Origin of the sequence: Dysosmobacter welbionis (assembly GCF_005121165.3) — a bacterium.
In the GTDB taxonomy this organism is placed as follows: Bacteria; Bacillota; Clostridia; order Oscillospirales; family Oscillospiraceae; genus Oscillibacter; species Oscillibacter welbionis.
This window is the reverse complement of record NZ_CP034413.3, coordinates 3022190-3036283: the sequence shown is the minus strand read 5'-3', so window position 1 is coordinate 3036283 and position 14094 is coordinate 3022190. Positions and strand designations below refer to the sequence as shown.

Here is a 14094-nt window from a genome sequence, read left to right as displayed (position 1 = left end):
AGCGCTCGATTCAATTACGATGTGAAGATGGAGGAGACATGATCGAATTTGAAGACGTTCGCATCGCCTACAAAGATAAGCCTGTGTTGGACGGTGTTTCGCTGACAATCCATGACCGCGAATTTTTCGTTTTGATCGGTTCCAGCGGATGCGGCAAGACCACCCTGCTGAAGAGCATCAACAAGCTGCTTCCCCTGCGGGGAGGCTCGCTTTCCATCGACGGCATTCCCGTAGAACAGATCAAGGTCCAGGACCTTCCCAAAAAGGTTGGATATGTGGTACAGTCGGGCGGCCTGTTCCCCCACCTGACGGTGGAAGAAAACATCGCCCTCACCATGCAGATCGCCCGTTTTTCCAAAGAGGCCATCCGGGACCGGGTCGATAAGATGCTGAAGATGGTCAATCTGGACCCGGAAATCTACCGGGGCCAGTACCCATCCCAGCTCTCCGGCGGTCAGCAGCAGCGGGTGGGCATCGCCCGGGCTTTTGCCGCCAATCCGCCCATCGTCCTGATGGATGAACCTTTCTCCGCCCTGGATCCCATGACCCGGGCGGAGCTGCAGAACGAAATCCATGATCTGCAGACCAAGGCGCAAAAAACGGTGGTCTTCGTCACGCACGACATGGACGAAGCCATCAAGCTGGCCGACCGCATCTGCATCATTCAGGATGGAAAAGTCGCCCAGTGTGACACCCCGGAAAACATTCTAAAGCACCCTGCGAACCAGTACGTCACAGAGTTCATCGGCGCCAACCGGCTGTGGGCCAACCCGGAATATATCCGCGCAGCGGACATCATGCGCCGCCGTCCCTTCACTATTTCAAAGGGGCGCACCGTCATCCAGGCCCTGCAGATCATGAGGCACAACAGCGTGGACAGCCTGCTGGTGCTGGATAAGGGGCAGACGCTCCTGGGTGTCGTCTGGCTGGAGGAGCTGATCGGAAAGCGGGAGGCCGACCCCATAGAATACTACATATCCGATGATTACATCGCCGTGGAGGGGGAAACTTCCCTGAAAGAGATCATCGCCACCATTGATTACGATGTGTCCGGCATTATTCCCGTGATCCAGCATGACCGGAAGCTGCTCGGCTATTTGACGAAGAGCATCATTCTGGCCACCATGAGCAAGCAGTTCGTTCCGGAACATACCGCCGGAGAAAGGAGCGGAGTGATATGTCCCGCTACACTTTGATGGATTATTTCTCCATTTATGTGGAGGAGTGGGACAGTCTGCTGGAGGAGTTTCTCCGGCACCTGGCCATGACCAGCTTCTCCGTGGTGCTGGCCCTGATCATCGCCGTTCCCCTCGGCATCTTCATCACCCGGAACAAAGCGGTATCCAATGTGGTGATCGGAATCGCCAACGTGATGCAGTCCATCCCCTGTATGGCGCTGCTCGCCATGGGCATTCCCTTTCTGGGCGTGGGTGAGACGCTGGCCATTTTCATGGTATTCGTCTATGCGTTCCTTCCCATTTTGAAAAATACATATACCGGCATCTCCGGCATTTCCCCCGTTTCCATGGAAGTGGCCCGGGGCATCGGCCTGACCCGGATGCAGCAGCTGCGCCGGGTGGAGCTGCCCATGGCCATGCCGTACATCATGTCCGGCATCCGCATCGCCGCGGTGAGCTCTGTGGGCACCATGACCATCGCCGCCTTCGCCGGTGCCAACGGCCTGGGCTCCTTCATCCAGCTGGGCATGAACTCCCTGAATTACCCCATGACGATCATGGGAGCCGTGGCCGCCGCGCTGATGGCACTGACTCTGGATTTCCTCCTGGGCCGCGTGGAGCGGGCCTTCACCAGCGAGGGACTGCTGCCTCAGGACCAGATCAAAAACCTGAGCCTGTCGGTCCGGTCCCGCCGGAAGGCGATGGCCGCCGCGCTGTGCGGAGCCCTGCTGGTGGTTTCTGTGGCATCCTACGCCTCTATCATCGCATGAGTCCTCTGTGAGGCAGATTCGATATCTCAACCATATCAACACCCCATTCTGAAAAGGAGTCTATTTGTATGAAACACTTGAAACGATTCACCTGTATGGCGATGGCCGCCGCCATGGCCCTCTCTCTGGCCGCCTGCGGCGGGACCCCCTCTGATGCGGGCGGCAGCGGGTCTGAAGCTGGCAGCGGCGATCAGAAGACCATCGTAGTGGGCACCTCCAACTTCACCGAGGTCAACATTCTGGGTGAGATCTACACGGAGCTGATCGAGGCAAATACCGATTATGAGGTGGAACAGCGTTTCGGCCTGTCCGGCGCGGCCATGTGCTTTGACGCCCTGGAGCAGGGCAGCATCGATATGTTTGTGGAGTATACTGGAACGGCGCTGCTGAACCTGCTGGCCCAGCCTATGGACACCGATAAGGACCGGGTGTGGCAGACCGTCCACGATCTGATGCTGGAGGAGCACGGGATCCAGACCTCCAACCCCCTGGGCTATAACAACACCTATGTGATGAGCGTCAAGCCCGAGACTGCGGAGAAATATGGCCTGACCTCTCTGTCTGACCTGATTGAGAAGTCCCCGGAGCTGCGTCTCGGCTGCACGGTGGAGTTTATGGACCGCGAGGACTGCCTGCCCCTGCTGGAGAGCAAGTACGGCACCGCTTTCCAGGACGTGAAGGGCCTGGACGCCAGCCTGCGCTATACCGCCATTGAGAACGACGAGGTGGACGTGGTGGACGCCTTTGCCACCGATGCTCTGCTGTCCAAGCTGGGCCTCACCATGCTGGAGGACGATCTGAGCTTCTTCCCGCCTTACTACGCTGTGAACTTTGTGGATGCCGAGCTCCTGGAGTCCGACCCCGAACTGGCCGAGATACTGTCCAGACTGGACGGTGCCATCGACGAGGCGACCATGGCTGCCATGAACGCCCAAGTGGACGTGGACGGCATGAGCGCCCAGGAGGTGGCCCACCAGTTCCTGGTGGAACACGGCCTGGCGACTGAGTAAGATCAAGTTGTGGAGAAGCCCTGGCACAGATTGTGCCAGGGCTTCTCCACAGAGCGAAAAGGAGAGATGAGAAATGGAGCAAACGCATGACAGCCCCACGGCACTGGAGCTGTACAAGGGACATCCGGTGCAGGAAGCCGCTCAAATCATCCTGGGTTCCCTGCTGTTTTCCGCCTCCATGAACTGGATCATTCTGCCGCATGATATGTACAGCGGGGGATTCCTGGGAATCGCGCAGCTGCTGCGAATGCTGCTGCTGCATTTCTTCCCTGCCATCCAGCAGATCGGCGACTTGGCGGGCATTCTTTATTTTCTGCTGAATATTCCTCTACTGCTGATTTCCTGGTTCCGGTTCGGGCACTTTTTCTTTGCAAAGACCGCCCTTTGCATCGTCTGTTACAGTGCCTTTTTGGCCCTAATCCCGATCCCGGCGGAAGGATTGTTTGACGAGACAATCGCGGCCTGCGTCATCGGCGGGCTGGTATGCGGCGTCGGGGCGGGCATGACGCTGACAGCGGGATGCTCCGGCGGCGGCGAGGAGATCCTGGGGTTGCTGTGCGTCCAGAAAAAGCCGGATTTCAGCGTGGGGCGAATCGCCATGATCCTGAATGTGTTCGTATACGGGATCGGCCTCCTCCTGTTTGAACAGGACGTGGTGGTTTACAGCATCATCTTCGGCTGCACCACCTACCTGACTCTGGACCGGATGCACTTGCAGAATGTAATGGTCACCATGCTGATCATCACCAAATCTGAGGCCATGGAGCAGTTGGTGTTCCGATATGCCGGCCGCGGCGTGACGAAGTGGACTGGCGTCGGAGCTTACAGCAACGAGCCGTCCGACTTGCTGCTGACAGTAGTTTCTAAGAAGGAGGCGCTCCACCTGCGGAAAATCCTGCGGGAAGAAGATCCCAATTCCTTTATTATCATGGATGAGGATGTTTCCGTGGCGGGCAATTTTCAGAAACGGTTGTGAGGATGACGGTAACAGCAGTGTGTGCCCAACAGGTTAGGCGCTTTCACCCGGCAACGGCTTTCTGCCCGGATATTCTTCCCTCACGCGCAAATCACCGGATATCGGCAGTATCCTTGCTTCTCCATTTCCCAACCGGTTATCCGTAAAAAGGATGGGGTCGCTTACTAGGGCTTATTCGAAAAAAGGCGGAGATTGTGCTAAAGTAACAAAATAGCGATGGCGGCAAAATACACAAAGGCCAAGAGGGAAGCATCCGGCTTGTCATATCGGGTGGCGATTCTGCGAAACCACTTGATTTTCTGGGAAAAACACTTCACCAGATGGCGCTCTTTATACAGATGCCAGTCAACCGGCCAGGGATCGGAAACATTGCTTTGCGGCGGGATCACATAGCTGGCCCTGTGCGCTGAGATATATTCCCGAATCGTCCGGGCACCATAGGCCCGGTCTGGCGGCACGGCACTCCTGCCGATTCTGACCTTTTGCGGCAGTTCAACAGCGTGAACCGAATCGTGGCCATTTCCAGCGGAGATCCGGAACTCCAGCGGGTTTCCCAGACCGTCTACAACAGCGTGGAGTCTTGTGTTCCATCCGCTTTTGGTACGGCCAACCGCCTTATCTGCCGTTTTTTCCTCGCCATTTGCGCTTTCATGCACCCTTACGCAGGTGGAGTCCATGTTCAGGTTCTCCATATCCGCGTCCGTAGACAGTGTGTGGAATACCACTTCCAGAGTGCCGTCATCCCCCCATTTAGCGAATTGGGCGTATATAGACTGCCAAGGGCCATAAGTCTCCGGCAGTTCACGCCACTGCGCACCGCTCCGGACGATCCAGAGCATTCCGTTGAGCATAATCGGGTTATCCTTCCGGGGGCGCCCCCGCTTTCCCATTTCTTCTGGTGGCAGCAGCGACTTGATCCGTTCCCATTGTTCTTTTGTTAATTCATATCGTTTCATGCTCATAGCTTCGCATAACTTGGTTTCTTGTGTAACTTTTATTTTTCAAACAAGGCCTAATCTTCCCGACGGGCTCATTCTGGACCTCTTTATCGTAAGCGGCATGGAATTCTTCCTCAGTATCTCCGGGTAATCTTCTGCATTATAAACCCCTGTCCAACTGTCCCCCCGATCAATGATATTCTCCATGTCCTCCACATACGTGTAGGGACACACTCCGAATAAATCTCAGGACCATCCAGGATCACGATCTGGACGCCGACAGCCTGCAGAACCTCTAGTATACCTGAAAGGTACCAAGCCTCATTAGACGTCTTACAGAGGTATGCAAGGCAGCCTAACTTATCAAAGCTTTTCGCCACAATATAGTCTTTTATTACCCAAGATCATGCCTTCAATTCTTTATTCCAAATTGTGTTCAATTTTTAGGTACAGCCCCTTGCACCGTCATATATTTCTGGCTGTGGCTCTGAGGTTTATCGGGAAGGGTCATCTTCAGCATCCCAAGGTTCAGCAAAAGTTTAAGATACTTCTGCGTGAAATGTTTGAAATCCTGAAAACCACAGTGTTGCATAATCCTCGCTTTAGAGCGCAGTTCCGTTCAAAAAACAAGGATACGCTCAAGCAGGGTATCATGTAGGGTCACATGGGTGACGTCCTGCGGTCCAACCATTTCAGCCGTAATTGGAGCAAGCGGCATGACTGTGTGGAACACGTCACCCTCAATAAATTCCGGGCTCCCGCCGGAGTAGAGCTTTGTGTACTTATAAGTATTCCCCATCCCGGATCCCTGTTCGTCCGCCAGCCCAATCTCCCGGAACACTTTGGAGATGGGCGGGTTTTGGGAGCAGAGCTCACGCAGGATGCGATTTCTGGTGCTGATGCTCTGGATGCCCTCCTGCACAAAGGGGGTGCTGAGGTTCTTTTGACCAAACGCAATCAGACGGTCGTAGGTCTCCAGCAGATTGATGATATTAACATTCCAGTCATCGTACTAAGCAGATAATGGTTTCGTCAATTTCTTCAAAATGGGCACGCCCTCTTTGTCAAGCCAACAGGAAATATTTTCTGAGATACAGACGATATAAGTTAAGATCGGCCTTTCGGCGGGATAGCCTCATATTCTTATAATCGTTTTACACTTACAACGTTCCCTATGTAATAAAGGTAGTTCGCATATGCAAACTGGATGATGACAGAAGGCGCCGAGTATGTACTCGGCGCCCTGTTACAGCATTGATAGGAAATTGATCAACATCGTCTCTTATACATCCGTGAAAGTTCAAGGAGTTCATCCCGATTGCAATCCTCTTCTTATGATCTTTTCAAGAGGTCATATCCCAAACCATAGGGTTTGCCGGGAATAAACTTGCCGTTGGCGCTGGTGCATCCCTGATAGGTAATGCCGTCAGCCACAACTTCTGTAACTTCACCCAGATACCTGCCGTTTTCCACCACGACGCTGCCGCGCAGCAACACCGTATCAGCGCGGCCGATTTGCTCCAGGCCCTCGAACACGTTGTACTCCACGCCAGTGGGGTTGGTCTCCAGCGTGATCGTCCCCTTGTAGTCCGGGTCGAACAGCACCAGGTCCGCGTCAGCGCCCACCTGGATGGTCCCCTTGCGGGGATAGATGCCGTTCAGCTTGGCCGGCGTGGTGCAGCACACATCCACAAACTTCTGCCGTGTCATGCGGCCGGCGGCAACGCCATAGGTCCACAGGGCATTCATGCGGTCGCCGGCGCCGGGGCAACCGTTAGGGACCATCCGGAAGTCGCAGCGCTGATGCTCCTCGTCCCAGCCCCAGTTCTTCTGTGCCTGGGGGATGCCGGAATTGTCAGAGCCGCAGATGGACAGCCAATCCTTATTCAGCGCCTTCCATAGGTAATCCTGGTCCTCCTTGTCCCGCAGGGCCGGAGAGCAGATCCACCGGGCGGCGATGTGCCAGTCCGGATGGTCCATCTTGTGCTTGTCCAGCACCAGATAGTGGGGACAGGTCTCGCCGATCACCGCCTTGCCCTCCGCACGAGCCTTGCGGATCTCCTCGCCAGCCTCGATGCAGCTGACATGGACAATGCACATGGGACAGTGCATGGCATCCGCAAACCGGATGGCACGGGAGACGGCTTCCGCCTCGCCGTAGGGGGGGCGGGTCATGTAGTGGTATTTTGGCTCATAGTGTCCGGTAGCGGCCGCATCATTGCGGCACTTATCCAGAACGTCCGGATTCTCCGCATGGACCATCATCGTCATGCCCTGCTTGCCAGCCTCCTCCAGGCAGGCCAGCAGCTTGCTGTCATCCATGTAGAGGGAGGTGCCCTTATAGGCCAGGAACAGTTTCATGGTGGGAACACCCATCTCCACCAGCTTTTTGATCTCACCGACGGTCTCATCCGTGAAATCGTTGCAGCAGGCGTGAATGGCGATGTCGGGAGCCACCTTGCCTTTGGCGCGGACATTCAGGCGGTAGTTGACGGAATCCACCAGGTTCATGCCGGGTTCATTGGTGCAGAAGTCCACAATGGTAGTCGTTCCTCCCTGCAGGGCCACCCAGGTAGTGGCATAGGGCTCGTTTGTGGTGATGCCGTCCGTATTGAGCGCCTCAAAGTGGGCGTGGTTGTCCACACCGCCGGGGAGCACATATTTGCCCTCTGCATCCAGGATTCTATCAAAGGGGCCTTCTAGATTGGTGCCGATTGACGTGATCTTTTCATCGACAATGAGAATATCTGCTTTGTACTCACTCTCTGCTGTGACAATGGTCCCGTTTTTTACCAGTGTTCTCATACAAGTATTCTCCAATCCTTCGTTAATTCTTGTGGCTCTTCTGAACCGAGGTGATAATAACGGCGGCGAGAATAATCAGGCCAGTCGCAATATCCTGATAGTAGTAGGAGACATTGAGGATCGTGAGGCCGTTGGCCATTGTTCCGATAATCAGAGCGCCCAGCAGTGTACCAGCCAGATTCGGCTCACCGTCTTTGAAAGCGGTGCCGCCCAGCCATACGGCCGCAATAGCATCCAGCAAGTAATCCTCCGCAGCCTGAGGATGCGCAGAGCCCAGTCTGGAAGTCAGCATCACGGCCGTGACGCCGCAGGCAATGCCGCAGAAAACATAGGCCCACACAATGGTGGAGCGCGTATTGACGCCGGACATCAGAGATGCCTCTTCGTTATCACCCACGCCATATATGTATCGTCCCAACTTTGTCTGGTTGAGGATAATGCTAGACACGACCAGTACAATCAGCATGATGATAACCGCGTTCGGGATCACACCGCCCAGTCGCTGAGCGCCAAAGATCTCAAAGTCCGCCGGGAGATTGGAGATGGGGTGGCCTTTGGTATAGGCCTGATTGATGCCAGCCACCACGTAACCGACTCCCAAAGATGCAATAAAGTCCGGAACTCCTAGATAGGCGATCACAACGCCGTTGATCAGTCCAATCAGTGCGCCGAGAAGGACCGTGATCAATGCAGCAAGCCATATGTTCATTCCAGCCCTGACCAGGAGCGCAGCCACTACGATCCCGAGGAAGCTTGTGCTGTAGCCGATGGACAGATCCGAGCGCTTGGTGATCAGGACGAAGGTCAGGCCCAGGCTGATGGTGGCCAGCATGGCGATCTGCCGCAGGATGCTGATCACGTTGGAAAGCGTCGGGAAAGCACTCGGCGCCAGGATCGAGAACACCAGCAGCATGATGATATAAGCGAAAAGCGTCCCGTAATTCCGGGCAATTCTGGAAACATTTAATTTGGCGTTCATCAATGAACTCCTCCCTATCCTCATATTCCGATTGCATTCCGCAGAATATTATCGGAATCCGCAAATTCAGAACGATCGATCACGGTCGTCACTTTCCCCTGGCTCATGACGCAGATGCGGTCGCACATCAGCTGCAACTCCGGTATCTCAGAAGAGATCACGATCACTGCCATTCCCTGCTGTGCCAGGCCCTCAATGATTTCATAAATCTGATCTTTCGCACCGACATCAATGCCGCGGGTGGGTTCGTCGAGGATCAGCACGCGGATATTGCGGTCAATATACTTGGAAATGACTACCTTCTGCTGATTACCGCCACTGAGATTTCCCACATTCTGGAATACGGAGGAGCAGGCGACGCCCAGTATCTCCGTGCAGTGCTTGGCGTATTCCAGTTCCTTCTTCTTGTCGATCAGGCCCAGACGCGACAGCGCCTTCAGATTGCAGATGGACACATTCTTGTAAATCGGCGTGTTGGGAAGGATCCCCTGCTTCCGCCGCTCCTCCGGCACAAGCGCGACGCCAGCGGCTAGGGCCTGTCCGATGTTTTTGAATACGACGGGCTTACTGTCCAACCGGATTTCCGCCGTGTCATACCGGTCAACCCCCAGCATGGCGCGGACCGCTTCTGTCCGACCGGCGCCCACCAGGCCGAACATCCCCAAAATCTCACCCTTGTGGACTTCAAACGAGACGTCCCGCAGCACACCCTTTTTCGAAAGTCCCTTTACAGAGAGGACGGTCTCGCCGATGCTGCTCTTCCGGGTCCGGGTGGTGTTGACTTTGATCTGCCGGTTGACCATCAGGTTGATCAGCTTGTCGCTGTCCATCTGGGAGGTGGGAGCGGTCTGAATCGTCTCGCCGTCGCGCAGGACTGTGATGGTATCGCAGATCTCGAAAATTTCCTCCAGACGATGGGAGATGTAAATAATGGTCTTCCCGCAGGTTTTCAGATATTGAATATATTTCAGCAGCTTCGTCACTTCTCCATGACCAAGGCGCGCCGTCGGTTCATCCATGATAATGATGTTGGCATTCTTTGCCAGTACGCGAGCGATGACCATCATCTGTTGATCGGAGACATTCAGCTTTCCGGCCTGCATTTTGCTGGGCAGATCGATTTTCAGCTCTTTGAGCTTCTCATCACAGGCGGTATACAGCTTTTTCCAGTCGATCAGCAGAGGCAGAGGACGTGTAGGCTCTTCGCCATAGAAGATGTTTTCCGCCACCGTAAAATAGCTGATAAAGGACAGCTCCTGCGGAACGATGGCGATGCCCAGCTCCTCTGCATGGCGGAGGCTCTGGATCTGGACCTCCTCCCCATTGAGCAGGATCTTTCCGCTGTCTTTTGCAATGATACCGGTCAGGACCTTCATCAAGGTCGATTTGCCAGCGCCGTTCTCGCCCAGAAGGGCGTGGCAGCTTCCGCGCTTCACCTGCAGATCAATGTTACGCAGCGCCTTGACGCCGCCAAAGCTCTTCTGGATGCCGTGCATCTCAATGATATAGTCGTTTTTCTCGCTCAAAAAATTCACCTCCCGGGTGTTTCAAGGCGATCGATGTCACACAGGGCGTGCAAGAGGACATTTGCTCCATTGGTCACATCGTCCCACGTCGTGAACTCCTCTTTGCTGTGGCTGATTCCCTTGACGCTTGGGACAAAAATCATGCCGACCCTCGTCACCTGCGAGAGGCTCATGCTGTCGTGACCGGCTCCGCTGTCCATAGTCATCGCCGCAAGTCCCAGCTTCTGGGCCGCGTTCCGGACGCTCTGCTGCACGGTTTCCGACATATGGAAGCAGGGCTGTTCCATCGTCAGCCGGCAGGAGACGATGTCCTTCCGGAACTCCTCCATCAGCATCTGATAAACGGACTCCAGCAGATCCTCCCGCAGTCCCCGTAGCTCCAGCGTCAAAGCCACACGGCCCGGAACCACGTTCATGGCGTTGGGCTGCACCTCCAGATGCCCTACCGTACCCACCATGTGGGGGTCGGTCTCCATGACCACCTGGCGGACCCGCATGATGAACCTGGCCGCCTTGACCAACGCGTCATTCCGCAGCGTCATGGGCGTCGTGCCGGCGTGATTGGCCACGCCCGCAAACTCCACGATATAGCGCCGGAGGGCAATGATCGAGCGGACCACGCCGATATCCTTCTTCTGGGACTCCAGCACACCGCCCTGCTCAATATGCAGCTCAAGGGAGTAATCGATGTCTCCCGTGTATTTCGCCTCTGCCAAGTCCTGAAGGGTAAATCCGAACTCCCCCATCTTCTCTAGCACCGGCTCTGTGGGTGGCAACCCACAGTAAGCACGGCTGCCGATCAGTCCGGTGATCACAATGCCCTCCTCCTCGGCAAAGGACACCACGTCGATGCTGTGTTCGGGGACGATCCCCTTTTCAGATAAGGTGTGGACCGCTTCGATCCCCGCGAGAACGCCCAGGCAGCCGTCAAAGATCCCGCCATTTACTACAGAATCGATGTGAGAGCCTATGGTAATCTTTGTCGGAGACCTGCCAGGATAAGTGCCCACCACATTTCCAACTGGATTGGTGGTGACGCTCATGCCAGCCTCCCGCATCAGCTGCGCCACATAGGCGTTGGACTTCCAAAAGCTGTCAGAATAGGAGAGTCGGCAAATCCCGTCCGGGGTTCGGGCAATATCCGCCAGGGCCTCAAGATGTGCTTGGAGCCGCTGGCCATTCACGGTCATCATAGCCATCATTTCCTCTCAAGCCTGCATACACAGGTCCAAAACAGCTTTGTCGATATTTCCACCGGAGCAGATCAGAACCGTTCCGGGACTGAGCGGACACTTTTTCTCCAGCAACGCCGCCAAGGCCAGGGCACCGGAGCCCTCCAGCGTCAGCTTTCCATACAAGCACGCTGTTCTGACCGCCTGCCGGATGCTGTCCTCCGTGACTGTAAAGATGTCATCCACATATTTTTCAATGTAAGGATACAGGTATTCCTCGCCGGTTTTCCGTACAACTGCATCCGCCATAGAGGAACAGTGATCCAGCGTCACCAGCTGGCCCTGCCGACGGGATTCCACATAGACAGCCGACCCTGCCGGCATCACACCATAGATCTTGACGGAGGGCTTCAGCGTCTTCATGGTCAGAGCGATCCCCGTGATGAGGCCGCCGCCCCCGATGGGCACCACGATCTGCTCTACTTGGGGGCACTGGTCCAGAATCTCCAGGGAAATGGTCCCCTGGCCGCCCACAGTATACCGGTCAGAGGTGGGGTGCACGTAGTACAGATGCTCTTTTTCTGCCAGTTCACAGGCAGAGACGAAGGACTCGTCATATGTCGCGCCGACTTCCACCAAATTGGCCCCCAGTGCGCGGATGCTGTCCTTTTTGATCTGGGGCGTGGACACGGGAACCACGACATTTGCTTGGACCCCCAGATTCCGGGCGGCCAGTGCGCAAGCCATGCCATGATTTCCGGAGGAAGCTGTGACGATCCGAAGCTCCTTGCCGTACCGCTCGATCAGAGAAGTGATCTTGTTCATGGCGCCGCGGTATTTATAGGCCCCCGACGGCAGAAGGTTCTCCGCTTTCAACCAGACTTGCGCACCCAGCTGCTGGTTCAGGAATTCCATGTTCAGCAGCGGAGAGGGCGGAAAGACTTTCCGGAGTCTCTGTTCTGCCGCGAAAATGTCCGCGATCTCTACAGGGCTAACATCCCTTCCCAGCATTGTTCAGGCCTCCTCGATCTCAAAGATGGATTCCACTTCCACGGCCAAGCCCAGCGGCAGGGCGTTGGAGCCGATGGCGGATCTGGCGTGCCGCCCCTCTTCTCCAAAGGCGTCTATAAAGACCTGAGACGCGCTGTTGATGACCTGCGCCTGCTCATGGAAATCATCTGTGCTGGCCACGAAACCCAGGATTTTCACGCACCGCTTCACCCTGTTCAGATCCCCCAGATAGGCCTCCAGCGCGGCCAGTGTGTTGATCGCGCAGATCCGCGCAGCTGCGGCGCCCTCTTCCACGCTCAGGTCAGCGCCCACACGGCCGGTGATCTTCGTATCATCCACCATGCTGCCCTGGCCGGAGATGAACACCAGATTCCCGGCCTGATTCACAGGCTTATAGAGTCCGGCCGCAGCCAGCTGCTTGGGCAGCTCGATCCCATGTTCTTTCAAATTCTCATACACGCTCATTGGTCAGTTCCCCTTCATTTTCTAAAAATATTTCATAGATGGCATCGGGCCGCCCCATTCCGGAGCGCAGGGCGGCCCAATGTTCTCTATATCAGCCTTATTCCGCGTACTTCTCAGCCTCAGCAGTAGCCTTCTCCAGGAACTCATCCACATTTTCTTTTGTGACGACGGCGTACGGGATTTCGTGGTACTTCGCCACATCCTCGCCGGCCATCAACGCCTCACAGGCATCTACGACATTGACATTGGCGCTGTCCAGATCGGACACCACCGTGGCAATGCAGGAGCCGTCGGCCTTGATATCATTGAGGATGTCTACCTCGCCGTCAACGCCTATGCACTTTACCTGAGGATAGAGATCGTGCTCCTTCAAAGCCTGGATCGCACCCATGGCCTCCAGATCCTGAGATGTGAAGATCGCAACCACATCGGGGTTGGCTGTCAGCGCAGAGTCTACGCCGTTATAAGTCACTTCGGTCGTACCAGGGAAGGTTGTCTGTACATGAGCTACAACATCAAATCCATATTCTTCTACAAATGCGTCATGGATGTAGGAGCCAGCCCTCAAAGCAAAGTTGTCCTGATGCCCCGTTGTGATGATCTTGCCGCTGAAGCCCACCTCAGCCGCCAGGATCATGTTAATGTCTGCCTGGACAGCAATGCTGTTCAGCAGGAACATGGCGTCGATGCCGTCAATCCAGCCGGTGTCTTCGCAGATCACGCGGATGCCTGCCATTCTGGCCTCCTGAACCGCATTCTTCAGAGAGAAGTTGTCCGCGTTCTGAACGACGATGACATCGCATCCGGCCTGCACCAGATTTTCAATGTCGTTGGCCTGTTGCGTGGGGTCACCATTGGCGTTTGCCGTGACGACAGTATGGCCGCGCCCCTCCGCCTCTTCTCTCAGTCCCTCAAACATATGCCGGTTGTGGATATTGGAGAGCGCGTTTGTCGAAATACCAATGGTCAGACTGCCGGTCTTCGCAGGAATCTCCGGGTAAACTACGGTGTCGGTCTCAGAGGAGCTTTGACCCTGGTCTGTTTCCTGGGTCTGCTGGGTGCCTCCGCTTTCGGTACCGCCGCATCCAGTCAGTGTTGCGAGCATCATCATTGCCGCAAGAGCGAGAGCAAACCATTTTTTCATCGTTTTTCCCCCTGTCAGTTTTTATATGCTTCAGAAGTTGGCCTCTGATAGCAGACATACTTTATGTTTTTTATACAGACATTCTGTTTTGTCAAAGGGTAAAAAAATTCGCAGAAATAA

General features: G+C 55.4%; 15 protein-coding genes. 4 read left to right on the top strand and 11 right to left on the bottom strand.

Features of this window, described 5'->3' with window-relative positions; all coding sequences use genetic code 11:
* Positions 1–38: 38 nt before the first annotated feature.
* The 4 genes from EIO64_RS15900 (at position 39) to EIO64_RS15885 (ending at position 3934) form a co-directional block, all read left to right on the top strand.
* Positions 39–1196 (top strand): ABC transporter ATP-binding protein, encoded by a 1158-nt coding sequence (locus EIO64_RS15900; RefSeq protein ID WP_021750417.1) that lies wholly within the window; start codon positions 39–41, stop codon positions 1194–1196.
* Positions 1178–1948, top strand: coding sequence for an ABC transporter permease (locus tag EIO64_RS15895; protein WP_025543709.1), 771 nt, complete (start codon positions 1178–1180; stop codon positions 1946–1948). The genes EIO64_RS15900 and EIO64_RS15895 overlap by 19 nt, the downstream gene beginning before the upstream one ends.
* Positions 1949–2016: 68 nt before the next feature.
* Positions 2017–2958, top strand: a complete 942-nt coding sequence (locus tag EIO64_RS15890; RefSeq protein ID WP_136891618.1) for a glycine betaine ABC transporter substrate-binding protein — start codon at positions 2017–2019, stop codon at positions 2956–2958.
* A 73-nt stretch (positions 2959–3031) separates the two neighbouring features.
* The gene (locus tag EIO64_RS15885; RefSeq protein ID WP_021750414.1) at positions 3032–3934 is read left to right on the top strand and encodes a YitT family protein; all 903 of its coding nucleotides are present in this window, start codon (positions 3032–3034) and stop codon (positions 3932–3934) included.
* A 197-nt stretch (positions 3935–4131) separates the two neighbouring features.
* On the opposite strand, the gene EIO64_RS15880 is transcribed toward EIO64_RS15885, so the two are convergent.
* From EIO64_RS15880 to EIO64_RS15840, 11 genes are all read right to left on the bottom strand, one after another.
* Positions 4132–4890, bottom strand: coding sequence for an IS5 family transposase (locus tag EIO64_RS15880; RefSeq protein WP_158629822.1), 759 nt, complete (start codon positions 4888–4890; stop codon positions 4132–4134).
* Between the two features lie 116 nt (positions 4891–5006).
* Positions 5007–5252 carry a DUF6718 family protein gene (locus EIO64_RS19290; RefSeq protein WP_429835198.1) on the bottom strand — a complete coding sequence of 82 codons (246 nt, stop codon included), beginning with the start codon at positions 5250–5252 and terminating at the stop codon, positions 5007–5009.
* A gap of 56 nt (positions 5253–5308) precedes the next feature.
* Positions 5309–5467 (bottom strand): Fic family protein, encoded by a 159-nt coding sequence (locus tag EIO64_RS19285; protein WP_353734004.1) that lies wholly within the window; start codon positions 5465–5467, stop codon positions 5309–5311.
* A 24-nt stretch (positions 5468–5491) separates the two neighbouring features.
* On the bottom strand, positions 5492–5794 hold the full coding sequence (locus tag EIO64_RS15875; protein WP_207754055.1) for a putative DNA binding domain-containing protein: 303 nt from the start codon (positions 5792–5794) through the stop codon (positions 5492–5494).
* A 410-nt stretch (positions 5795–6204) separates the two neighbouring features.
* Positions 6205–7677 carry a dihydropyrimidinase gene (gene hydA / locus EIO64_RS15870; protein WP_119310762.1) on the bottom strand — a complete coding sequence of 491 codons (1473 nt, stop codon included), beginning with the start codon at positions 7675–7677 and terminating at the stop codon, positions 6205–6207.
* A 22-nt stretch (positions 7678–7699) separates the two neighbouring features.
* Entirely contained in the window at positions 7700–8656 is a 957-nt protein-coding gene (locus EIO64_RS15865; RefSeq protein ID WP_025543713.1) for an ABC transporter permease, read from the bottom strand.
* A gap of 20 nt (positions 8657–8676) precedes the next feature.
* Complete coding sequence (locus EIO64_RS15860; protein ID WP_025543714.1) at positions 8677–10182, bottom strand: sugar ABC transporter ATP-binding protein; 1506 nt, start codon at positions 10180–10182, stop codon at positions 8677–8679.
* Between the two features lie 5 nt (positions 10183–10187).
* Positions 10188–11375, bottom strand: coding sequence for a Zn-dependent hydrolase (locus EIO64_RS15855; protein WP_025543715.1), 1188 nt, complete (start codon positions 11373–11375; stop codon positions 10188–10190).
* Between the two features lie 15 nt (positions 11376–11390).
* Positions 11391–12365, bottom strand: a complete 975-nt coding sequence (locus EIO64_RS15850; protein ID WP_025543716.1) for a threonine ammonia-lyase — start codon at positions 12363–12365, stop codon at positions 11391–11393.
* A gap of 3 nt (positions 12366–12368) precedes the next feature.
* Positions 12369–12830: a RidA family protein gene (locus EIO64_RS15845; protein ID WP_025543718.1), complete on the bottom strand. Its 462-nt coding sequence runs from the start codon at positions 12828–12830 to the stop codon at positions 12369–12371.
* Positions 12831–12927: 97 nt separating this feature from the next.
* Positions 12928–13974, bottom strand: coding sequence for a sugar ABC transporter substrate-binding protein (locus EIO64_RS15840; protein ID WP_025543719.1), 1047 nt, complete (start codon positions 13972–13974; stop codon positions 12928–12930).
* Positions 13975–14094 lie beyond the last annotated feature (120 nt).